24 protein-coding genes are annotated in these 22,383 nt (G+C 36.2%); 13 read left to right on the forward strand and 11 right to left on the reverse strand.

Annotated features, from left to right (window positions below):
- Nucleotides 1–328 precede the first annotated feature (328 nt).
- Together H6F45_RS21725 and H6F45_RS21730 are read left to right on the forward strand one after the other, a co-directional pair.
- Nucleotides 329–1,153: a ScpA family protein gene (locus tag H6F45_RS21725; protein ID WP_190348359.1), complete on the forward strand. Its 825-nt coding sequence runs from the start codon at nt 329–331 to the stop codon at nt 1,151–1,153.
- 170 nt (nt 1,154–1,323) lie between these two features.
- On the forward strand, nt 1,324–2,493 hold the full coding sequence (locus H6F45_RS21730) for an NDP-sugar synthase (RefSeq protein ID WP_137668112.1): 1,170 nt from the start codon (nt 1,324–1,326) through the stop codon (nt 2,491–2,493).
- 102 nt (nt 2,494–2,595) lie between these two features.
- On the opposite strand, the gene speA is transcribed toward H6F45_RS21730, so the two are convergent.
- Entirely contained in the window at nt 2,596–4,629 is a 2,034-nt protein-coding gene (speA, locus tag H6F45_RS21735) for a biosynthetic arginine decarboxylase (RefSeq protein ID WP_137668113.1), read from the reverse strand.
- A gap of 432 nt (nt 4,630–5,061) precedes the next feature.
- On the opposite strand from speA, the gene ndk reads away from it, so the two are divergent.
- Nucleotides 5,062–5,511: a nucleoside-diphosphate kinase gene (gene ndk / locus H6F45_RS21740; protein WP_096572562.1), complete on the forward strand. Its 450-nt coding sequence runs from the start codon at nt 5,062–5,064 to the stop codon at nt 5,509–5,511.
- On the opposite strand, the gene H6F45_RS21745 is transcribed toward ndk, so the two are convergent.
- The 3 genes from H6F45_RS21745 to H6F45_RS21755 form a co-directional block, all read right to left on the reverse strand.
- Nucleotides 5,471–5,632, reverse strand: a complete 162-nt coding sequence (locus tag H6F45_RS21745) for a hypothetical protein (RefSeq protein WP_190348360.1) — start codon at nt 5,630–5,632, stop codon at nt 5,471–5,473. The genes ndk and H6F45_RS21745 overlap by 41 nt on opposite strands.
- Nucleotides 5,633–5,652: 20 nt before the next feature.
- On the reverse strand, nt 5,653–6,372 hold the full coding sequence (locus tag H6F45_RS21750; protein ID WP_190348361.1) for a DUF475 domain-containing protein: 720 nt from the start codon (nt 6,370–6,372) through the stop codon (nt 5,653–5,655).
- Between the two features lie 109 nt (nt 6,373–6,481).
- A complete protein-coding gene (locus H6F45_RS21755; RefSeq protein WP_190348362.1) occupies nt 6,482–6,643 on the reverse strand; it encodes a hypothetical protein in 162 nt (53 codons plus the stop codon).
- A 98-nt stretch (nt 6,644–6,741) separates the two neighbouring features.
- On the opposite strand from H6F45_RS21755, the gene H6F45_RS21760 reads away from it, so the two are divergent.
- Entirely contained in the window at nt 6,742–6,975 is a 234-nt protein-coding gene (locus H6F45_RS21760; protein WP_096565641.1) for a 2-oxoisovalerate dehydrogenase, read from the forward strand.
- On the opposite strand, the gene H6F45_RS21765 is transcribed toward H6F45_RS21760, so the two are convergent.
- Nucleotides 6,943–7,281, reverse strand: a complete 339-nt coding sequence (locus H6F45_RS21765; protein ID WP_187040643.1) for a hypothetical protein — start codon at nt 7,279–7,281, stop codon at nt 6,943–6,945. The two genes, H6F45_RS21760 and H6F45_RS21765, sit on opposite strands and share 33 nt — an antisense overlap.
- A gap of 247 nt (nt 7,282–7,528) precedes the next feature.
- A complete protein-coding gene (locus tag H6F45_RS21770; RefSeq protein ID WP_190348363.1) occupies nt 7,529–10,585 on the reverse strand; it encodes a type ISP restriction/modification enzyme in 3,057 nt (1,018 codons plus the stop codon).
- Nucleotides 10,586–10,809: 224 nt separating this feature from the next.
- Between H6F45_RS21770 and H6F45_RS21775 the strand changes: the two genes are divergently transcribed.
- The gene (locus H6F45_RS21775; RefSeq protein WP_137667478.1) at nt 10,810–11,058 is read left to right on the forward strand and encodes a hypothetical protein; all 249 of its coding nucleotides are present in this window, start codon (nt 10,810–10,812) and stop codon (nt 11,056–11,058) included.
- A 5-nt stretch (nt 11,059–11,063) separates the two neighbouring features.
- On the forward strand, nt 11,064–11,327 hold the full coding sequence (locus tag H6F45_RS21780; protein WP_236104059.1) for a hypothetical protein: 264 nt from the start codon (nt 11,064–11,066) through the stop codon (nt 11,325–11,327).
- Here H6F45_RS21780 and H6F45_RS21785 read toward each other — a convergent pair.
- The 3 genes from H6F45_RS21785 to H6F45_RS21795 all read right to left on the reverse strand — a co-directional run bounded on the left by H6F45_RS21785 (nt 11,314) and on the right by H6F45_RS21795 (nt 13,798).
- Nucleotides 11,314–11,901, reverse strand: coding sequence for a Uma2 family endonuclease (locus H6F45_RS21785; RefSeq protein ID WP_190348364.1), 588 nt, complete (start codon nt 11,899–11,901; stop codon nt 11,314–11,316). The two genes, H6F45_RS21780 and H6F45_RS21785, sit on opposite strands and share 14 nt — an antisense overlap.
- Nucleotides 11,902–12,606: 705 nt before the next feature.
- Entirely contained in the window at nt 12,607–13,029 is a 423-nt protein-coding gene (locus H6F45_RS21790) for a hypothetical protein (protein ID WP_190348365.1), read from the reverse strand.
- Nucleotides 13,030–13,105: 76 nt separating this feature from the next.
- On the reverse strand, nt 13,106–13,798 hold the full coding sequence (locus tag H6F45_RS21795) for a hypothetical protein (RefSeq protein ID WP_096565653.1): 693 nt from the start codon (nt 13,796–13,798) through the stop codon (nt 13,106–13,108).
- 736 nt (nt 13,799–14,534) lie between these two features.
- Here H6F45_RS21795 and acs point away from each other — a divergent pair.
- The 5 genes from acs to H6F45_RS21820 all read left to right on the forward strand — a co-directional run bounded on the left by acs (nt 14,535) and on the right by H6F45_RS21820 (nt 18,564).
- Nucleotides 14,535–16,505 (forward strand): acetate--CoA ligase, encoded by a 1,971-nt coding sequence (gene acs / locus H6F45_RS21800; protein ID WP_137667475.1) that lies wholly within the window; start codon nt 14,535–14,537, stop codon nt 16,503–16,505.
- Between the two features lie 129 nt (nt 16,506–16,634).
- Nucleotides 16,635–17,129: a DUF4365 domain-containing protein gene (locus H6F45_RS21805; protein WP_190348366.1), complete on the forward strand. Its 495-nt coding sequence runs from the start codon at nt 16,635–16,637 to the stop codon at nt 17,127–17,129.
- A gap of 4 nt (nt 17,130–17,133) precedes the next feature.
- The gene (locus H6F45_RS21810; protein ID WP_137667474.1) at nt 17,134–17,619 is read left to right on the forward strand and encodes a DUF4365 domain-containing protein; all 486 of its coding nucleotides are present in this window, start codon (nt 17,134–17,136) and stop codon (nt 17,617–17,619) included.
- A gap of 5 nt (nt 17,620–17,624) precedes the next feature.
- Nucleotides 17,625–17,945, forward strand: a complete 321-nt coding sequence (locus tag H6F45_RS21815) for a transcriptional regulator (RefSeq protein WP_096565661.1) — start codon at nt 17,625–17,627, stop codon at nt 17,943–17,945.
- A gap of 31 nt (nt 17,946–17,976) precedes the next feature.
- The gene (locus tag H6F45_RS21820) at nt 17,977–18,564 is read left to right on the forward strand and encodes a Uma2 family endonuclease (protein WP_190348367.1); all 588 of its coding nucleotides are present in this window, start codon (nt 17,977–17,979) and stop codon (nt 18,562–18,564) included.
- 78 nt (nt 18,565–18,642) lie between these two features.
- Here H6F45_RS21820 and H6F45_RS21825 read toward each other — a convergent pair whose 3' ends face one another.
- Together H6F45_RS21825 and H6F45_RS21830 are read right to left on the reverse strand one after the other, a co-directional pair.
- Complete coding sequence (locus tag H6F45_RS21825) at nt 18,643–19,131, reverse strand: DUF3368 domain-containing protein (protein WP_096565665.1); 489 nt, start codon at nt 19,129–19,131, stop codon at nt 18,643–18,645.
- Complete coding sequence (locus H6F45_RS21830) at nt 19,128–19,373, reverse strand: UPF0175 family protein (protein ID WP_096565667.1); 246 nt, start codon at nt 19,371–19,373, stop codon at nt 19,128–19,130. The genes H6F45_RS21825 and H6F45_RS21830 overlap by 4 nt, the downstream gene beginning before the upstream one ends.
- A 633-nt stretch (nt 19,374–20,006) precedes the next feature.
- Here H6F45_RS21830 and H6F45_RS21835 point away from each other — a divergent pair.
- Both H6F45_RS21835 and H6F45_RS21840 read left to right on the forward strand, forming a co-directional pair.
- On the forward strand, nt 20,007–20,786 hold the full coding sequence (locus tag H6F45_RS21835; RefSeq protein ID WP_190348368.1) for a Uma2 family endonuclease: 780 nt from the start codon (nt 20,007–20,009) through the stop codon (nt 20,784–20,786).
- 420 nt (nt 20,787–21,206) lie between these two features.
- Nucleotides 21,207–22,382, forward strand: coding sequence for a nucleotide kinase domain-containing protein (locus H6F45_RS21840; protein ID WP_187041261.1), 1,176 nt, complete (start codon nt 21,207–21,209; stop codon nt 22,380–22,382).
- Nucleotide 22,383 lies beyond the last annotated feature (1 nt).

Consider the following 22,383-nt stretch of genomic DNA (forward strand, 5'->3'; position numbering starts at 1 on the left):
GTGACTGGTGACTGGTGACTGGTGACTGGTGACTGGTGACTGGTGACTGGTGACTGGTGACTGGTGACTGGTGACTGGTGACTGGTGACTGGTGACTGGGGACTGGTGACTGGGGACTGGTGACTGGGGACTGGTGACTGGGGACTGGTGACTGGTGACTGGTGACTGGTGACTGGTGACTGGTGACTGGTGACTGGGGAAAAATATTTACCTTCTTCCTCCTGAACTCCTGACTCCTGACTCCTGAACTCCTGAACTCCTGACTCCTGAACTCCTGACTCCTGACTCCTGAACTCCTGACTCCTGACTCCTGACTCCTGATAAATTAATGGATGCCCAAAAACTATTAGAAACGATTACACACTTGATTGAACAAGCCGAAAAGGGAGAAATAGACCCTTGGGATGTGCAGGTGATAGAAGTGATTGACCGTTACCTAGAACTAATGTCACCACAAACCACCGCTAGAGGTTATGAAACTGATTTGTCTCAATCGGGACAGGCTTTTTTGTCAGCATCCATGCTTGTACTATTTAAAGCTAATACTTTAATGCAATTGTCAACCGTAGATAATATTATAGATAATGTGTCTGATGATGCAATGCTGGATATTGCGGATAGTGAATTATACAATGTTCAACGTTTGCAATTAGAGCGACAGTTGCGTCGTCGTCCAGCAGCAATGCCACCACCAAAGCGTCGTGTGACCCTGCAAGAGCTAATTGAGCAATTGCAGATTATGGCTAACCAGCTAAAACGGGTAGAGAAAACCAGCAAACCTATCCGTCCTAAGCGTCAGCCGAGTATGAAAACGATGCGGGAGGCATTAGAATTAGCTCACCAAGAAAATTTAACAGAAGTAGCTTCAGAACTAGAACAGGTGCTGCATCTTTCTGCAAGGGAGTTAAATGTACAGGAACAATGTTGGAATCTAGAACAACTGGTAAAATTGTGGACTCAGACAAAGCAAGCAGGGAAAAAATCAGCAAATGCAAATGATTCTGACCATGAATCAGAAAATGGCGACATGGTGAGCGTTTTTTGGGCTTTACTGCTGCTGTCTGCACAATCTAAAGTAGAGCTATATCAGGAAGAATTTTATCAGGAGATCACAATCCGTTTACCTAATTCAGCCAACCGTGCAACCCCATAAACGACAATAAACGACTATAAACGACCATAAACTAAAATATTCGTGAGCAAAATCCAGAATCCTAGTACATTGATAAATATAACTTAGTGATGATTAAGTATCACGGGATAAAAACAGTAAACTGGCTTGTGGTTGAGGAATAGTTGAGGAATAGTTAAGGAAAAAAAATTATGAAAGCGATGATTCTCGCAGCGGGTAAAGGCACTCGTGTACGTCCTATTACATATACCATTCCCAAACCAATGATTCCCATCTTGCAAAAGCCAGTGATGGAATTTTTGCTAGAGCTATTGCGTCAACATGGTTTTAACGAGATTATGGTGAATGTTAGCCATTTAGCTGAGGAAATTGAAAATTATTTCCGTGATGGTCAGCGGTTTGGTGTGCAGATTGCCTATTCTTTTGAAGGGAAAATTGATGATGATGGTAAACTGGTCGGGGAAGCCATAGGTTCGGCTGGGGGGATGCGCCGTATCCAAGACTTTTCGCCTTTTTTTGATGATACGTTTGTGGTCTTGTGTGGTGATGCTTTAATTGATTTAGATTTAACTGCGGCGGTAAAGTGGCATAAATCTAAAGGTTCAATTGCTACCATTATTACTAAGTCTGTTCCCAAGGAAGAAGTTTCTAGTTATGGTGTGGTTGTCACAGATGATGATAACCGCATTAAGGCTTTCCAAGAAAAACCTTCGATAGAGGAAGCACTCAGCACAAATATCAACACGGGTATTTATATTTTTGAACCAGAGGTGTTTAAATATATTCCTTCTGGGGTTGAGTATGATATTGGTAGTCAATTATTCCCGGAACTTGTAAAAATCAATGCGCCTTTTTATGCCATTCCGATGGATTTTGAATGGGTAGATATTGGTAAAGTACCTGATTATTGGCGAGCTATTCGCGGTGTGCTGTTGGGTGAAATTAAAAATGTGCAGATTCCTGGTTATGAAGTCGCCCCTGGTATTTACACTGGTTTGAATGTAGCTGTGAATTGGGATAAGGTGGATATTACTGGACCTGTTTACATTGGTGGGATGACAAGAATTGAAGATGGTGCGAAAATTGTTGGACCGACGATGATTGGACCTAATTGCTGGATTTGTAGTGGTGCAACAGTAGATAATAGTGTGATATTTGAATGGTCGCGCTTGAGTCCGGGAGTCCGTTTGGTTGATAAGCTGGTATTTGGTCGTTATTGTGTGGATAAGACCGGTGCGGCTATTGATGTGCAAGCAGCCGCTTTAGACTGGTTAATTACAGATGCACGTCAAACTCCACCTTCGGAAATTCCTTTAGAACACCAAGCGATCGCCGAATTGTTAGGGACAAGCATAATTTAGGTAATGGGTAATGGGTAATGGGTAATGGGTAATGGGTAATGGGTAATGGGTAATGGGTACAAGTTTTTTCAATTACCAATTACCAATTACCAACCACTAGTCCTAACTATTATTCAAGTAAGTATATCTCATGAGACTTTGCTCGTAAGTTTGTAGCAGTCTTTGAGATTCGGCTAGGGTAATGCGGTTTTCTTCTAAGGCTTGTTCACAACGCTGGCGGATGTTTTCTACCATGTCTTCTGAGTCGTATTGTACGTAACTTACGACTTCTCTCATGGTATCACCCTTGACAACGTGTTCTATTTGGTAGCCTTTGGGTGTGAGTTGGATATGAACGGCGTTTGTGTCACCAAAGAGGTTATGTAAGTTACCCATGATTTCTTGGTAAGCGCCGTTGAGGAACATTCCCAGATAATAGGGTTCGTTAGGTTTGAATTTATGCAGTTCTAAAACTGATTTGACATCTCGTAAATCAATAAATCGGTCAATTTTACCATCACTGTCACAGGTGAGGTCTGCTAAAATTCCTCTTTGGGTGGGTTCTTTATCTAGCTTATGTATGGGCATGATGGGGAATAGTTGATCAATTGCCCAACAATCAGGCGCTGATTGAAATACGGAAAGATTGATATAGTAGATGGAAGCCATGATTTTTTCTAGGTCTTCCAGTTCATCGGGTACGTATTCTTGTTGTTTGGTAATTTCCAGAATTTTGTGGCAACAAGCCCAGTATAAACGCTCGGCTTTAGCCCGTTCTTTGAGTCTTAAAATTCCCAAGTTAAAACGGCTGATGGCTTCTTCTTTGAATTGGGCTGCGTCGTGGTAAAATTCTTGATAGTTCTCTTTGTTGATGGATTGATAGGTTTCCCACAAATACCTAATAATTGGTGATTCTCCTTCTTGTGGTTCTTCTGGGGTATCGCGGGGTACATCACTGGTACTAAGAACATCAAAGATGAGAACTGACTGATGAGACGCGATCGCTCTACCACTTTCACTAATCAGTGTAGGTACGGGAATCTGCCGTTCTGAACAAGTATCTTTTAATTCTGCTACAATATCGTTAGCATAGTTTTGCATATTGTAGTTTTTGGAGGCGTAGAAGTTGGTTTGGGAACCGTCGTAATCTACGCCTAAACCACCACCGACATCGAGATATTTCATGTCTGCGCCTAACATCGCTAATTCTACATAAATGCGACTGGCTTCTTGAATGGCATCTTTAATCACATTGATGGCGGAAATTTGCGAACCGATATGGAAGTGTAACAACTGCAAAGAATCGAGTAAATTGGCTTCTTTGAGTTTTTCCACTGCTTCCATAATTTCCGGGATGGTTAAGCCAAACTTAGCGCGATCGCCTGTGGATGTTCCCCAGCGTCCCATGCCTTGGGTGCTTAATTTTGCCCGTACACCTAAAATCGGTTTAATACCTAACTGATGACTAGCTGCAATGGCTATATCTACTTCTTCAATTTGTTCTAAGACGATAATCGGTGTTTGTCCGAGTTTTTGGGCTAACATTGCCGTTTCAATGTATTCTCGGTCTTTGTAGCCGTTGCAAACTAACAATGCTCCTGGTGTATCCAATACAGCGAGAGCAATCATTAATTCCGGCTTAGAACCGGCTTCTAGCCCAAATTGATGCGGTTTGCCAAATCTGACCAAATCTTCAATTAAGTGCCTTTCTTGGTTACATTTGACAGGGAAAACACCACGATAAACACCGGGATAATTATAACGAGCGATCGCTTTCGCAAAACAAGCGTTTAATCGCTCTATCCGGTCTTCCAAAATATCAGAAAAGCGAATTAACAACGGAAGTCCCAAATTTCGTTGTTTTAAAGCATTGACTAATTCAAATAAATCTAGAGAACCCCCGCGATCGCCCTTGGGAGAAACTGTCACATGACCAGCAGCATTAATGGAAAAATAAGGCTTACCCCAACCTTCAATGCGGTATAAGTCCTCACTATCCTCAATTTTCCAAGTCCGAGATAAATCCCCTGACATGGTGCTAGGTGGTAACAGTTTCTTGTGCTTTTGGTTTTTCACTTCTGATTTATCTGATTTATCTGATTTATGACCATTGGTAGGCACTTTCACCATCTCATCAGTAGTTGACTCAACACCCATTTCTTCCTGACCTCTGTATATCACCCACGAACTAACAATTTAACGCATTCGTCTAATAACAGATATGCACCTAGAAAGATTTTTTCTTGGTTAACAATCAGTTAAGGAAGGAGGCAGGAGGCAGAAGGGTAGGTATTTTACATTGTCGTGAGGGCAAGACTTGGGGGACAAGGAAGGACAGTGGACAAGGGAGGAAAACCGTACAAAATCATCTTTTCTTGGTAACAAAAAGACTATTGTGCTGATAAAATCTTCCTTGTCTACTTTCCCTCCTTGTCTTCCTAGTCCTGCCTTAACAGATAATATTAAAAACCTACCCCTGTGAGCTGCCTCCTGCCCCCTGTCTTATTTCTTCCTGTAAATACTAGACAAAAGACGGACATACAATTGACAATTAACCCAGATAACTTTTTTATGCTTTTGGAGACAGCTTTGGAACGCACTTTTTTAGCAATCAAGCCTGATGGAGTTCAACGCGGGTTGGTGGGTGAAATTATCCGTCGTTTTGAAACTAAAGGCTTTACCCTGGTAGGCTTAAAGTTGATCAACGTCAGTAAAGAGTTGGCTGAACAACATTATGATGTTCACCGGGAAAGACCTTTTTTTGCTGGGTTAGTAGAATTTATTACTTCTGGACCCGTGGTGGCGATGGTTTGGCAAGGTGAAGGTGTGGTTGCTTCTGCAAGAAAAATTATTGGTGCTACCAATCCTTTAACCTCTGAACCTGGTACTATTCGCGGTGATTTTGGGATTAATATTGGTCGGAACTTGATCCACGGTTCTGATGCGATTGAAACTGCACAACGAGAAATTAAACTGTGGTTTAAGGATGAGGAGTTGGTTAGCTGGACTCCTCATTTAGCTCCCTGGTTGAAAGAATAGTTTGGTAATTGGTAATTGGTAATGGGTAATGGGTAATGGGTAATTGGTAAAAACTCTTACCCAGTCCCCAGTCCCCAGTCACCAGTCCCCAGTCCCCACCCAGTCCCCAGTCCCCAGTCACCAATCACCTGTCACCATTCCCTATTTAACTTCTGTTTTTTCTGGTTCTTGGGTTTTGATTTCTACTTCTGTGCGTTTGGAAAAACCCCAGGTTAAAACTATGGCGATCGCACTTACCATGATCCATTGCGGTGGTACTAAAGCTTCGTTAATGACTTTGATTAATAGACGTAAACCCACAAACGCTACAGTGATATAACCTGCGTCTGCTAAATTTTCATATTCATCTAACCAGCGAATAAATAACCCGGCCATAAATCGCAGGGTGACGATACCGATGGTTGTACCGGTGAGGACTAACCAGGTTTCTTGGGAAACGGCGATCGCTGTTGTCACACTATCTAAGGAAAAGGCTAAATCTGTAAAGGCAATTACTGGTATAACTTGCCATAGAGAACTGTATTTGGGTCCGTGATGATGATGATCTTCGTCTTCCTGGGATGTGAAGTGTTGGAATACCAACCACAACAGGTAAGCAGCACCCAATAATTCAAATTGCCAGAATTTTTGTACCCAAGTAGCTGTTAGCAGTAGGGTAATTCTTAAAACATAAGCGAATACTAAACCAATGTTTAATGCTTGACGTTCTAGTTTTTGATCTTCTAGTCCTTGGGCGATCGCAGCGAGGGCGATCGCGTTATCTGCGGATAGTACCGCTTCTAAAAAAACTAGGATCAGTAATACTATCAGTGCTTCAAGACTAATATGAAAGTGTAAGTAATCAAATATTTGGTCTAGCATTCCAATTTCTCAAACAACGGAAAATTTTAAATTAACAGCAATATATATTTTTACGATAGCTACTGTAATAAATTGCTACTTTTGCTAGTTTACCATGATTCTGACAAAATTAGGTGACAGTTGACTGGTGACTGGTGATTGGTGACTGGTGACTGGTGATAGGTGATAGGTGACTGGTGACAGGTGATAGGTGATAGGTGACAGTAATTTTAAAATTACGAATTATTCCATCCTGTAAATCCTTAAATTCTGGACATCCTGATTCAGACATTTCTTTTTTTATCGCACCACAGAAACACAGAGAAAAAATACCAATAATTATGATATTATAATCATAACCTAAAATTTCATGATTGAAAATTACACATTATGCCAATAATGCCTGAAAATAATATCAAAGAAATTATTTTTCTAGTGGAAGAAGATGATGAAGGTGGTTATATTGCTAAAGCAATTAATCAATCAATTTTTACTCAAGCTGATAGTCTTCCAGAACTACGAGAATTAATTAAAGATGCTGTTCATTGTCATTATCCTGATGAAAAAGATAAACTTCATCCTGTACATCCTTTAATCTTGGACATCCTGATTCAGACAAAATAACGTATATCTTGCTCTAGTTTTCAGGATATTCAATTGATCAACCTGCGCTATTAATTTATCTAAAGTTTCAATTTCTTCATCAGATAATTTATTTTCAGCATTTTTCATCAATAAATCATTCAATTCAGTTTGACTTTTCACAGATAAGGAAGTTTCTGCTAACGCTTGTAATTCATTCTCAGTTAAACCAATTAATAATTCTGAATCTGTTGATAAATTGGTTAACTGTTGGTAAGTTTCCATATTTAACAACACACCAATTCTTTCTCCTTGGGTGTTAGTTATATATTGTACTGATTCAGTCATAATTTTAGATTGACTAAAAAATTAATGTGAGTCATATTTTATTATACCATATATTATAAGGTTACAGGTGACAAAAGTTTGAAAATTACGAATTATTCCATCTTGTAAATCTTTTAATCCTGGTGATCCTGATTCAGACAAATTCTTTTTTTTAACGAACCGCAGAGACGCAGGGAACGCAGAGAAAAGACAAAAATTATCTACGTTAAAATGTTAATATTCTATCCTGTACATCCTTTAATCCTGGTTATCCTGATTCTGACATCTCTTTAATTATTTTCATTGTCTCTACACTGACGGTACACACTCTCATCAACAAATCTATTACCTGTTCTTTATAGTCTGCAAACCGATAAGTATTAAACTTTTCCGCAATGGTGGGATCTTTGGGTTTCTTTTCTTTATATTGATCTAATATCCATTCTAATGCACTCCGATTTCCTAACATATATTCCCAAGCTATTTCAGGAACTCCTGTTAATGTGGTAATATCATCTAAGATGATTACACCTTTATTTTTATCTGCTTTCAATTTAACTTTGATGGTTTTTTGTCGGTCCCTGAGCGAAGTCGAAGGGGTGAGCGAAGTCGAAGGGGTGTCTTTTAAGGGAATATCCACACGGGTTAAATTATAAGGTGTGACTGTTTCATAATTGATATGAATTTCCATGAGTTGTTTTCCCCAGTTCACCCATTTTTGGAAGTTTTCGTAATAGGGTAAACGGGGAAATTCGCGTTTTAAATTGAGTTCGTATTTTTTGCGGTATTCTGGGTTATGTAATACTGCATAAGTATAATGGAAAATGTCTATTTTGGTGATTGTTTCATTTTGATAATGGGTTTGAATTTGTTTTAATCCCCAGTCTGTTATGTTATCAATGCGGTTTCCTTCTTTGTCGTAACGATATAAGGGGAGACATTGAGAATTTGCAGGTAAGCAGTTTAAATCAATAATTATTTCTAATGCTATACAGTGAAAATCTTTAGGAGAAGACAGTCCTGGTATAGCAATAATTTTATTTTCATTATTTAATGTTTGTGAAAATATTTCATAATGATTTTGGGTCAATCTATCATTAAATATTTTTTCTGTGTAGTGATATAACTTAAAATATGGCCTATACAAAGATAACCTTATTAAATCTTGATTAAAAATAACTTTGATCCCGTTATTAAAATAAATTTCTAGCGAAGAACTCCATTTAATATAATTGTTTATCAATTTATTATCAATACATGAATTATATACGTCAATCATATTTATCATTTTTTCTACTAAAACTGATTTATCTAGGTCATAAATCCATTCATCTCTTTTAGTCTGTACACCTAAAGAAAACAACTTAAAAACAGCTTCTTCTGCTTTACCTGCTTTCACATCTTTATCAACCAAAGGTAAAAGACTATCAAAATCATTATCAGCTTGATTTATCCAATTACCATTATCATCTGGTGTAATATGAGTAAAACCTAAATCCCTAAATTTCTGAGAACTAAAATATTTTTTCTTCTCATCTGCATCTGTATAATCTGCAATTGCATTATAATAAACCTTAAAACCTTCCGCTTTTTCATTCCTCACTAAAAAATAAACAGCTACACCTACTCTAATTTCATTACTAAAAACATTACCTCCTTCTTTTCTTCTTCTTTCTCCGCTTGTTCTTGCATTTCCTTTAGTATCAATAATATAAATTTCACTAAATTCTTTAGCTACAACTTTTCTAAACCCATCATAAGTCAAAGAGTCTATAAATGAACTATTAGAAACAAACGCAATAATCCCATTTTTACCTAGTCTATCAGAAGCCCATCTAATAAATCTAGTGTACATATCATAAAGAACAATATTATTTTGCGCTTTGCTATATTTTACATAACTTTCCTTAATCAACTTATCAATATTCTGATAACTACGATTTGCATTATTATCATTAAAATTTTCCTGCTTTGCATTATAAGGAGGATTTCCAATAATTACCGAAATAGTCCGATCATTCTGTCTTTTAATCCTCTCCGTATTCTCCAAAGTCATTGCAAATAAATCCATTTGTTTACCTGCAAACAACGTATTATCCAAAGTATCCACAAAACAAATATTTTCAAACTCCTCATACACCCCCATCTTCTGTTTATAAGTATATTCAATATTCAAATTCGCTATATAATAAGGTAAAATTGCCACCTCATTACAATGAATCTCATGTTTATATTTATGCTGTAAACTATGGGGAGGTAAATAATCAATTAACTCAGTAATAAACGTACCCGTACCCGTCGCAGGATCTAAAATTTCTACATCTTTATCCCCTAACAACTTACCAAAATGTTTATGTACTAAAAAATCCACACTTTCAATCATAAACCTAACTATTTCATTAGGAGTATACACAATACCCAATCTATCCGCAGCTTTGGGATTATATGCTTTATAAAAATTCTCGTATAATGCTTTGAGAAACTTCTGTTTTTCTTGATGATTAACAATATTAGCAGCAGTTCTTTTAATTACCGCATAATATCTTTCAATACTTCCCAAAGTATTCCGCTTTAAACTTCCAGTAAAAAACGTCGAAATTACCCCTTGTAACTCCCTCGCAACATTATTTTCTTGATGAAACTGCGACTCACTGAAAATATTAATAAAAATATCCTCAGTCAAAATATGTTGAATCATCATTTCCCGAATATCTAACAAACTAATTTCCGGGTTAATGGACTTTTTACAAAGTTCCCAAAACTTATTTCTTGCAGTTTCAAAAGATTGATTATTCCCCTCTTGACAATCAATCAACTTTCTGAGAGAATCTAATATAATGGGAATGTCTTGTTTAAAAACCTCTATCGCTTCTCGAAAGTCCCGCACTTCAGGACGAACAAAATTTATAAAGTTATTAATAATACCATCTAGCGCGTCTGCATCTTGCATAGATACGCGCATTGTTTCTGTACCACCTTGAATTAAAACGGCAGTTTGGGAATCTTCAAATAAAATATTACTATCAGGATAACCCTTATTTAATTTCTTCTCAATTTCCTGATCTAAATTATCATATTCGTCTTTAGCTTCCCAGTAACCCCAATCTAACCGCAAAGCATCTTTAACTGTACCATCGGGATAAACGACTTTACCATTAGGTAATTTAAAATCTAATTCAGGAATAAGTAAAAAATCACGAGGTTTGCAATATTCATTTAACAGATTTTGAAAAGCGAAACGAATAGAAGTTTCCTTTCTTGAACCACCAAACTGAATGATTTTTTGGACTTCTGTTTGATATTGGGTGACTAATAATCTGGACATAAATTACTAAAAGCTGACTAATTAACCTGTTTTTCTATCTGCGTTAATCGGCGTTCATTTGCGTTTAATTATAATAATTATATGTGATTTTTGATGCAAAGACAAGAGAAAATAAGTAAAGAATTATTGCAAAAACAATATATTAGTTAATCTAAAGTGTTAAGATATAATAAATTATGGTAAAATCCTTGATCATCAAAATATAAAACTAATCATCTAAAAATATGAGCCTTTCCATTGAGTCTGTTATCAGTGAAATCGAGCAATTAAGTCTAATAGAAAAAATGGGGATATTAGAGTATTTGGTAAAGGAGATTAAGCAATCAGTAGAAGCAGTTGCAGTAACTCCAAAGCCCAAGTATAAAGTAACTGATTTTCATGGTATTGCTCCCAATTTACTTGCAGGAAAAGATGCCCAAGAATTGGTAAATCAGATGCGTGATGAGTGGGAAGAACGGGAAGAACGGAGATAGCAAAAATGAAAATTGAACCCATTTTAAAACTTTCTGATCAACAAGTTTTAGAGTTGACGGAATTACAAATGAAACCGGAAGAAGATAGACGTTTGAGTGAGTTGCTAGACAGACAACAAGCTGGTATTCTCACAGAATCAGAACATCCTGAATTACAAGCACTAATGCAAATTTATCAGGAAGGTTTATTGAGAAAAGCTACTGCATTAAGTGAAGCTGTAAAACGTGGATTAATAAAAGAATTAGATGGGTATCTTATTTATCATTAATAAAATCAATAAATTGCGATACCGCATCATATTGATCAGGAATAGCTAAAAACCGCAATAATAACTCTTGATCCAAATCTGGAAAAAACCGACTGCGGTTAACTTCCTCATATTCCAAAACAGCATTTAAACTAAAAATTTGAATTTTATGATTTCTCCAAAACCAAACTTCAGGAACTCCCTTAGGTTTATATAATTCAGTTCTATTAATTGAACCACTACTAACGATAATTTCAATCACAATATCAGGAACTTCTTTATTAGTACCAATACAATAAGATTCATCTGGTGTTCCCGAAGCATAACCCGCTGCTTCTAAAGTAAAACCACCCCTACCATAAAACCGAATCCCCTTATATCTCATGTATGCTTCTAATAAATAGGAAAGGGTTTTTTTCACATATTCATGTTTATCACCAATAGGAGACATTATTTCCAGCACCCCTGCTAAATATGCCAATTTTACAGCATGATTTTCTTCTAACTGGACTTCAATAGTTTTAAACTGTTGCCAAGAAACACCAGGTACAGTTATCAGTTTTTCTGTTTCCTGTTCTAAAAGTGGAACTGTCATAGAACAAACCGCTATTATTTTTAATCAATTATAAGCTGTTGTGCATTTAATTTGTATAAGTGGAACAGGACTCTTGCCTGTTAAACAATAGTTGAGAATATTAGGATTATACAATTTAGCTGTGTAACAGCTTACTCTCTAGCAATAAAGCAGATTGCAGATCAATAGACATCTCCAGAAAAGAAATTATGGAACCTATTTATGGGGGCAGGGCGAAGCTTATGGGATATCTAGATGTCTGATTTTTCCGTTAAATTATCGCCCATAAGCTTCGCCCCTACAGTTTCCGCAGTAGGTGATCACCCGAATGCTAAACCCCTACGATTAAAATATGTTCTGGGAAAATGACAATCTCCAGAAAAGAAATGATGGAACTTATTTATGGGGGCAGGGCGAAGCTTATGGGATATCTAGATGTCTGATTTTTCCGTTAAATTATCGCCCATAAGCTTCGCCCCTACAGTTTCCGCAGTAGGTGATCACCCGAATGCTAAACCCCTACGATTAAAATATGTTCTGGAAAAATGACAATCTCCAGAAAAGAAATTATGGAACTTATTTATGGGGGCAGGGCGAAGCTTATGGGATATCTAGATGTCTGATTTTTCCGTTAAATTATCGCCCATAAGCTTCGCCCCTACAGTTTCCGCAGTAGGTGATCACCCGAATGCTAAACCCCTACAATTAAAATATGTTCTGGGAAAATTACAGCAACTTATCCAGCAAACTATTTGCTAAATCAAGTAAATCAAGATCACAAATATGAAGATAACGCGCTAGAATATCGCTAATAGCTAATATTTTTTGATCTTCCCTAGAAATCCGCAAACATTCTTCTAAATCTACAGCTAAATCAAACAGTGGCCTATCTCGTAAACGATACCTAATTTTTACTGCTATATCATCATTACTTACTAAAAATTCTTTAATAGTATCTAATAAAGAATGATTCAATATTTCATCATCATCCCATGTTTCTAACCAATCTCCATCGGCATCTTCAACATAAAGATGTACATAATTTACTCCATATTCTAACCAGTCTTGTTGCATTCTGCGGGCTGCTGCTAAAATTTCAGCAAATTCATCTACTTGAGTAATGCTGTTCATTTCTTTTTGGTTAAGCATAAATGCTGATAAATGCTGTCGTAAACAGGTAACGATTTAGGCAAGGACTCAGGTGTTCAATATCAACAATTGGATATCAGGAAAAGTTGACATACTTTCCTTGGGACAGATGATCACTGTTGTACAGCGCCACATTTACTAACTGGTTGATAAAATCATTTTCGCCAGGATTGTAACTTAAAAACAATCCTCGCTCTATTTCCCACATTTGCAGGGCATTTTGCCACTTTTCATATTTTTGACCATGAAATTCTTTACTAACACTGGTGATTTGAATACAAAGTGGTTTGTGTTGATGATTACTAACGATTAAATCTGTCGCCATAGAAAGGTCAGCAATATAACGCTGCCAAACATTCCCTTCACGACGCACAATATCTTGGGCTATTGATTTAATCATATCATCATCCAACTGATTAAACTCCCCTGCCATCATTTTTTTCTTCCAAATATAAAATTTGGCATCTGTTGAGTTGATCCACTTAGGAAATAAATAACCATACCAATACCTTTCATTGGCTGTCATTTGCTCAAATTTTGCTTGTCTGGCTGCTTCGGAAGGTAATGATTTAATTAGTAGCCAAATTGTAGAGTCTGTAATTACCTCTAGGAGAAACGCAAGCACATAAGGTTTAGCAGTCAGGGAACCAGGGCGAGTATATTTAACCCAACGATTGATCTCATTTAATCTTTTGGCTAACTGAGGATCTATTGTTGCGGCTCTCTCGCTTAATAACTTTAGTTTATCCTTTATTTCTTTTGCTTGCAAACTACGCCCTACTTTTGAGTCACTAAACTAAATAAACATTTTGTTTTCAATTTATACCTGGGAACAGATGTATATGATTCATGTTTTGGTGTATTTGGTGTTAAAGTTTGGTTTTTGGTAAAGTTTTGGTAAAGTTTTGGTAAAGTTTTAGTAAAATTTTGGTAAAATTTACTTAATTAAAGAAAGATTGTATTGACATTTTTGGACAAAGGTTGTATTTGCCAAAATTTGAGGATTTCACAACTCTGGTTTTACCCAGTTAGCTGGTGCAAAATACTTACTGCCACAGTAGTTAGTATACTATCTTTTGGTTTCAGTCTCTACCACTCTGGTTGTTTATTTTCTGCAACTGGGGATACACTTTTTTATTTGCTGATACTTTTCTATCTTATCCTGTTTCCCGGTACAAGATGTACTGTTTTTCTTTCCCTCAATCATACTTAATATTTTCTTTAGGTTTTATCTGCTCAGTGGCTTATTTTTGCTTATTTATGACTTTTGTCAACTGGGTTACTGGGATATCTACTTCTAGTTCTGTCTAAAATGTACAAATTATATGATAACGAACCGCAAAGGACGCAAAGGACACAAAGAAGGAATAAAATGGGATATCACACAATTTGATAATTTTGTGATAGACAGTTGGATTCATCTAGCTTAATGAAAATCTAAACAATATTTGCCAAAACTTTGCTAACAATAGTTTTCAGTCACAATAATGTTTACATAATTCATCATGTCTCAACCGACGATAGAATCCATCCTACAGGAAAAGCGTCTGTTTCATCCAGCTAGTGATTTTTCCCAAAAAGCTCAAATCAAAAGTTTGGAAGATTATCAGCGTCTTTATGATACCGCAAAAGCTGACCCTGAGAAATTTTGGGCAGATTTAGCGGAAAATGAGTTACATTGGTTTGAAAAATGGGATACTGTGCTAGATTGGCAACCTCCTTTTGCGAAGTGGTTTGTCAATGGCAAGATTAATATTTCTTACAACTGTCTTGATAGACATCTAACGACTTGGCGTAAAAACAAAGCGGCTTTGATTTGGGAAGGTGAACCGGGAGATTCTCGCACGCTAACTTATGCTCAGTTACATCGTGAAGTTTGTCAATTTGCTAATGTTCTCAAACAGTTGGGTGTGAACAAGGGCGATCGCGTGGGAATTTATATGCCCATGATACCCGAAGCGGCTATTGCTATGTTAGCCTGTGCGAGAATAGGCGCACCTCATAGCGTTGTTTTTGGTGGTTTTAGTGCGGAAGCTTTGCGCGATCGCTTAAATGATGCTCAAGCAAAAGTAGTAGTTACTGCTGATGGTGGTTGGCGTAAGGATGCAATTGTACCGCTTAAAGAACAGGTAGATAAAGCTTTAGCAGATAACGCCGCACCCAGTGTTACAGATGTCTTAGTGGTTAAACGCACCGGTCAAAAAACCCATATTGAACCAGGAAGGGATCACTGGTGGCATGATTTACAACAAGGTGTATCCGCTGACTGTCCGGCTGAACCAATGGACAGCGAAGATATGCTATTTGTTCTTTATACCTCTGGTAGTACGGGTAAACCCAAGGGGGTAGTACACACTACGGGCGGTTATAACCTATACAGCCATATTACCACAAAATGGATTTTTGATTTACAGGACACAGATGTATATTGGTGTACTGCTGATGTAGGTTGGATTACGGGACATAGCTATATTGTTTATGGTCCTCTTTCCAACGGTGCAACTACTGTAATGTATGAAGGTGCGCCCCGTGCATCTAATCTTGGTTGTTTCTGGGATGTGATTGAAAAATACGGTGTAACGATTTTTTATACTGCTCCTACCGCTATCCGCGCCTTTATCAAAATGGGTGAACACCATCCTAAATCCCGCAATCTTTCATCCTTGCGGTTGTTGGGTACTGTCGGTGAACCTATCAACCCCGAAGCTTGGATGTGGTATCATAAAGTGATTGGTGGTGAACGTTGCCCGATAGTTGATACTTGGTGGCAAACGGAAACTGGTGGTGTTATGATTACACCTTTACCCGGTGCAATTCCCACTAAACCCGGTTCTGCTACCCGTCCTTTCCCTGGTATTATTGCGGATATTGTGGATTTAGAAGGTAACACAGTTCCCGACAATGAAGGTGGTTATTTAGCTGTACGTCATCCTTGGCCGGGAATGATGCGGACTGTGTACGGTGATCCTGAGCGTTTCCGTCGCACTTATTGGGAACATATTCCGCCCAAAGATGGTAAATATACTTACTTTGCCGGTGATGGTGCAAGAAAGGATGAAGATGGCTATTTCTGGGTCATGGGTCGTGTGGATGACGTGCTAAATGTGTCTGGACACCGCTTAGGGACTATGGAAGTAGAATCTGCGTTAGTTTCCCATCCGGCGGTTGCTGAGGCTGCGGTGGTTGGTAAACCTGATGAGTTGAAGGGTGAAGAAGTTGTAGCTTTTGTGACCTTAGAGGGAACTTATCAACCCAGTGAGGAGTTGAGTAAGGAACTGAAAAAGCACGTTGTCAGTGAAATTGGTGCGATCGCTCGTCCTGGGGAAATTAAGTTTACTGATGCACTGCCAAAAACGCGATCGGGTAAAATTATGCGTCGGTTGTTACGGAATTTAGCTGCGGGTCAGGAGGTATCGGGAGATACTTCTACTCTTGAGGATCGCAGTGTGTTGGATAAGTTGCGGGAAGGTGCTTAGTTTAGGTTAAGCTCACGCAGAGACGCAGAGGCGCAGAGAGGTGAATTAATATGGGGTGGGCAATTTTGCTTACCCTATATTTTGGGAAGCAAATTATAACTGAATTAAGATAGGGATATATATAACATAATGAGGGATGCACTCGGACAAAGAGGTGAGAGGATATTTGAAGTTTTAATCACTAAATTTCACTCTGATGATGGTCCCATTTTTAAGCCTCAGTTTTTAGGAGATAAATGGCAGTATGTTGATTTTATTGTTGAGTTAGTAGGTGCTGGTTGTTATATTCCTTATTTTTTTGTCCAAGTCAAAACTACCAGACAAGGTTATACTAAGAAAGATAAACGTTTAAAGGTGCAAGTAAAAAAGGAATCTGTAATTGGTATAGCATCTTATCCAGCACCAACTTATATAGTGGGAATTGATGAAGTTCAAGAAGTCGGTTATTTAGTTTCTGCTAATGGTGAAAATTTAACATCTCTCTCAAGTTTATCTACTAATTTTCCTATTAATAAACAGAATAGAGAAATCCTTTGGAATGAGGTCAATAATTTTTGGCAACCGTACACACAGAATATACAGAAAATTTTAAGTTCCCAATTTACTGATCAACAATGGAGATAAAACAATGCAAACAGAACAACCTTGGTATATTGGTTTCCGTTCAGAAGCTTTAGCTGTTGTTTACTTGACTCGTCGTGATGATTTGATTGTTTCTCAACAACAAAAAGACACAGGATTAGATTTATTAGTAACCATCACCCAAGATGGTAAGTCTAGCGGTAGAATGTTTGGGGTAGAAGTGAAAGCAACAGCTTCTAGTTCTAATTTGATTCAGCATGATAGTATTTTTAAGCTAAAAAATAAAAGATATAACAATTTGAATGTCTTGAGAGATTTACCATTTCCCGTTTGCTTGTTTTTCTTTACATTAGATAATGATGAAGGTTACTATAGATGGATTTTAGAACCTATTCTCAAAGATGGAAATAATGTGGCATTGAAATTTAATGAAAATGAGGAATTTAAAAACCTGAATGATGAGAAAATAGATGATATTATTGCGATGGTTAATAATTGGTATGACCATAAAAGTAATTTAATAAAATTGTAAAAATCATGAAAGAAGTAATAACACCGACAAGTAAAAGTTATAAGGAATATTTAATTTCATCTCTCCAAGATGTTGAAGAAGCTGCTGCATATTTAGAAACTTTTTTACAATTGGATGAAGAAGTCCGTGAACCTGAAGTTTTACGTTCTGCATTAAAGAATATTATTGATGCACGGTTAGCAGCAAATAATCTTTCGGAAACTGCTAAACAGAAATATCAACAACTTGATCAGATTTTATCTGCAAGTTTCGGAGATGAGATTTATAGTTTAGTTGAGTTTTTAGATGTTTTGGGATATCGAATTAAGTTAGAGGTTAAAGTATAAGTATAGTATTCATGTTTTTGGCATAAATATCATGACTCTTGCAAAGGAAACACAATACTACTCACCCGCAGAATATCTAGAATTTGAAATAAATTCAGAAATACGTCACGAATATATAGATGGCTTAATTATACCCATGATCGGTGGAACACCAGATCACAACCAAATTACTGGCAATTTTTATGCTGTGCTAAATTTTGCTCTTAAACGTCAACCCTATCAAGTCTTTGTTACAGATCAAAGACTTTGGATTCCTCAAAAAAGGATTCACACTTATCCTGATGTTATGGTTGTGCAAACTCCCCTGGTATTCGCAGAAGGAAGAAATGATACTATTACTAACCCAATAATGATAGCTGAGGTATTATCAAAATCTACCAAAGATTATGATCGAGATGAGAAATTTGCAGCTTATCGGACTATTCCTAGTTTTCAAGAATATATTTTAATTGACCAATATACAATGCACGTTGAACAGTATATTAAAACAGATTGGAGAAAATGGACATTTTTAGAATATGAAGATAGTAATGATAGTTTAAATTTAGCTTCTATTGACTGTGAAATTTCTCTTGTTGATATTTATGACAAGGTAGATTTTACCAGTGAAGCATCATAATTAATGGTGCGTTACTTCGTGTAAATTGATTGGTGTATTTTATGATCTTTTTGCACTCCTAACGCACCCTACAAACTACTAATTTTCATTAGCTTCTATCAAAATAGTATAATAGAGTTGATCACCAATTCTAAAAGCTGTGTGAGAAATTAACTTATCCATCAAAGATTTAACATTATTAATTAATCCTCTTTTTTTAGCAATCAACAATATACCTAATACTCCAGTCAAAGACAATCCTAATTTTATCGCTTCCTGTCTTCCTAATCTTTCATCTATTAACAACTTATTAGCATTTAATTCTATTGCTAATACAATTGCTTCAGATTCTCCCCTATCTAAATTTCGCTGTAAATCTTTTACTAATTGATAATTAATAACAGGTTTATTCTTGAGAAAATTAGCATTTTTTATAGCATTATTAACTTTTTCTCCTGCTCTAATATCTGTTAATTCATCATATACTGCTTGAGGAATAATAACTTCACTATAAATTTCTTGCAGTAAAAATAGGTGATCAATTTTAGCTAAATTGCTAATTGGTGATGTGTTACTAACAATAATCATAACCAACCTGTTTCTTGAAGAGTTTTCATATCTTCTTGAAATTCTGCAACATCATAATGAAGGGAAATATTACGTTGAGCGAGTAATTCCTGAAATTCTACATAATTCATTTCAGCTATTTTACTAGCTTTACCTAAACTAACTTTTTCTTTTTCAAATAACATCACTGCAATTTCTATTAATAATTCTTTTGATGTCATTCCTGTAGAATGGAGAATTTCATCAGAAATAGTTAAACTCATAAATTTATCTCCTCATGAAAATTGTGTTGAATTAATTATTTATCTTTACTTGATCAAGTCTTATAATATAATATCACAATTTTGGTACATTCTCAAATCTTAATTAAACCTTGCATTTGTCAGAATCAGGATGTCCAGGATTTAAGGATTTGCAGGATGTGATTGAATGATTGTTTGTGAGGATGTTGGGTATTTTATTTGTCTGAATTAGGATGTCCAGGATTTGAGGATTTTCAGGATGTGATTGAATGATTGTTTGTGAGGATGTTGGGTATTTTCAGGATGTTTTTTGATAATTTTATTTAAATGATTATAAACCATCTAAAAATTACCATCCTGTACATCCTTTAATCCTGGTTATCCTGATTCTGACAAAATTTAGATCCCCGACTTCTTTGATCTAATCATCCTGTATCAAAATCAATTATCCTAGAAGTCGGGGATCTTTGTGATACAAAATTATACTATATATGCGCGGACAGATTTCCACTGATAACATAAATATAATGTAAATTTCGCATCTTGTCAAGTCTTAAAATGTAAATTTTATCAAGATCATCGTTTTTCTGAATCAAGATTTATACAGGATCGAAGTTTAAACATAAAATATAAATACAATCTTGGTTATGCATAATGACTTCCCTCACAGTATTGACATTACCAGACCACACCCAGCTACCAGACTCCGATGGTACATTTGTGTTAGCGAAGCGTACCGTAGGTCAAAATCTTCAGGAACATCCCCAAAGTATATTAATTACAGACTCTATTAAACCTATTCTCGAAAAACTGCATCCTGACGGCCAATATTGTATCGGTCAAGATTCTGGGATATATTGGCGGTTAACAGATCCACCAGAAAAAGGTGCAGAAGCACCAGATTGGTTTTATGTACCCAATGTACCACCAACTTTAAACGGTAAAATGCGCCGTTCTTATGTGCTATGGAAAGAATATATTGCACCTTTAATAGTGATTGAATTTGTCTCCGGTGATGGTACAGAAGAACGAAATAAAACACCACCATCTCAAGGAAATGATGGAAAAGTTGGTAAATTTTGGGTTTATGAACAAGCTATCCGTGTTCCTTATTATGCCATTTATGAAGTAGCAAAGGCACAAGTCGAAGTTTATCATTTAGTGGATAATAATTATCAATTAATGACACCCAATGAACGGGGACATTATCCCATTAAACCTTTAGGGGTAGAGTTAGGAATTTGGCAAGGTTTATATCAAAATGCTGATTTACCTTGGTTGCGTTGGTGGGATGAATCAGGGAATTTATTGTTAACAGGTGAAGAACGTGCAGCAGTTGAAAAACAAAAGCGGGAAAAACTTGTGGAAAAATTACGTTCCCTTTCTCCTGAACAACTTAACACTTTAGGAATTGATCTGGAAATGCTAGAATAAATACTAATTTTTCAAAAAATTCCTAAAAAATGTCAGAATCAGGATGTCCAGGAGTTGAAGATTTACAGGATGTTGTTTGAAAGTCTCATGTTTTGATTTTTGATTGTCCATCTTTATCTGTGTTTATCTGTGTTTATCTGCGTTTATCTGCGTTTAATTATTCTTGATATTACTGAAGGTGCTTAGTTTGAAATAGTCTCGCGCAATCTCTCTTAATAAATCCCGTAGGGTAAGCGAAAATACGCAAAGTGTTTTTTAGTGTCTTTGCATAAAGTTAAGTTAAAAAATGATAGGTTGAGTTAAGCGGAAGCGCAACCCAAGGAAAAGTTTGATAATATTAATTTTGGGTTTAACTTCACTGTGTTATTCCATAATTGATGAAGGATTGATATTGATGACGATAAGCAAGGAGAATAGTTTATGCAAGTAAGACAAGAAATTTTTGATACCTATTGGCGATTTGCTGCTATGCGTCAGGAAGTATTTTTTAACAAACTTAAAAATGTTCCACCACCTTGGACGAGCGATCCTATTCTTAATACTTATAAATTTTGTAATGCTTATCGAGTAAGTGATCGGGTTTCTCAATATCTGATCAAAAATGTAATTTATGATGAAAATAGGAGCAAAAATGAAGAAGAAGTGTTATTCAGGATTTTGCTATTTAAAATTTTCAATAAAATAGAAACTTGGGAATATTTAGAAAGCAAAATAGGAAATTATATTACACTGTCTAATTTTGATTTAGACGTATATTCAAACATATTACAAGAAGCTATGGATCTTGGATATGTGATTTATACCAGTGCTTATATGTCTTGTGCTAGTAAAGAGTTTGGTTATGATAAAAAACACCAAAATCATTTGGCATTAATTGATAAAATGGTTTGCCAAGATAGGGTGATTAATCCTATAGTCAAAGCTAAAAATTTAGAAGAAATTTTCCATATTCTTGCATCTTATCCATTGTTAGGTAAGTTTATGGCTTACCAATTAGCGACAGATATTAATTATAGTGAAGTTATTAACTTTGATGAAAACAGTTTTACTATAGCAGGACCGGGCGCAGAACGAGGTATTAATAAATGTTTTATTGATACTCAAGGAAAAAGTTATGCTGATGTAATTTATTGGATGACCGAAAATCAAGAAAATGAATTTCAACGATTGGGATTAAATTTCCAATCGCTTTGGGGTCGTCCTCTACAAGCCATAGACTGTCAAAATCTTTTTTGTGAAACTGACAAATACTGTCGAGCCGCATTTCCTGATTTAAAAAGTAATCGTAAAAAGATCAAAGCAAAATTCACTGCAACTCCTCAGCCAATTGATTATTTTTATCCACCTAAATGGTGTATTAATGATCAAGTTCAGGAAACTTTAGCACAGAGATTACCACCATTAGAAATTCCTAATTTGCAAGATAATTCTCAGCAATTATCTTTAGAGTTAGATTCTTTGGTAAAAACGGCATCCGAAATATCAGATAATGTATCAAAATTGCATAAAAAATATACGCAAGAAACGCAGAATAAAAAATCAAAAGCTTTGAAAAATACAGAGTTGCAAAAATCTCAACAGTTGTGTCTTTTTTGAT

This window comes from Sphaerospermopsis sp. FACHB-1194 (genome assembly GCF_014696235.1).
Classification (GTDB): domain Bacteria; phylum Cyanobacteriota; class Cyanobacteriia; order Cyanobacteriales; family Nostocaceae; genus Sphaerospermopsis; species Sphaerospermopsis kisseleviana.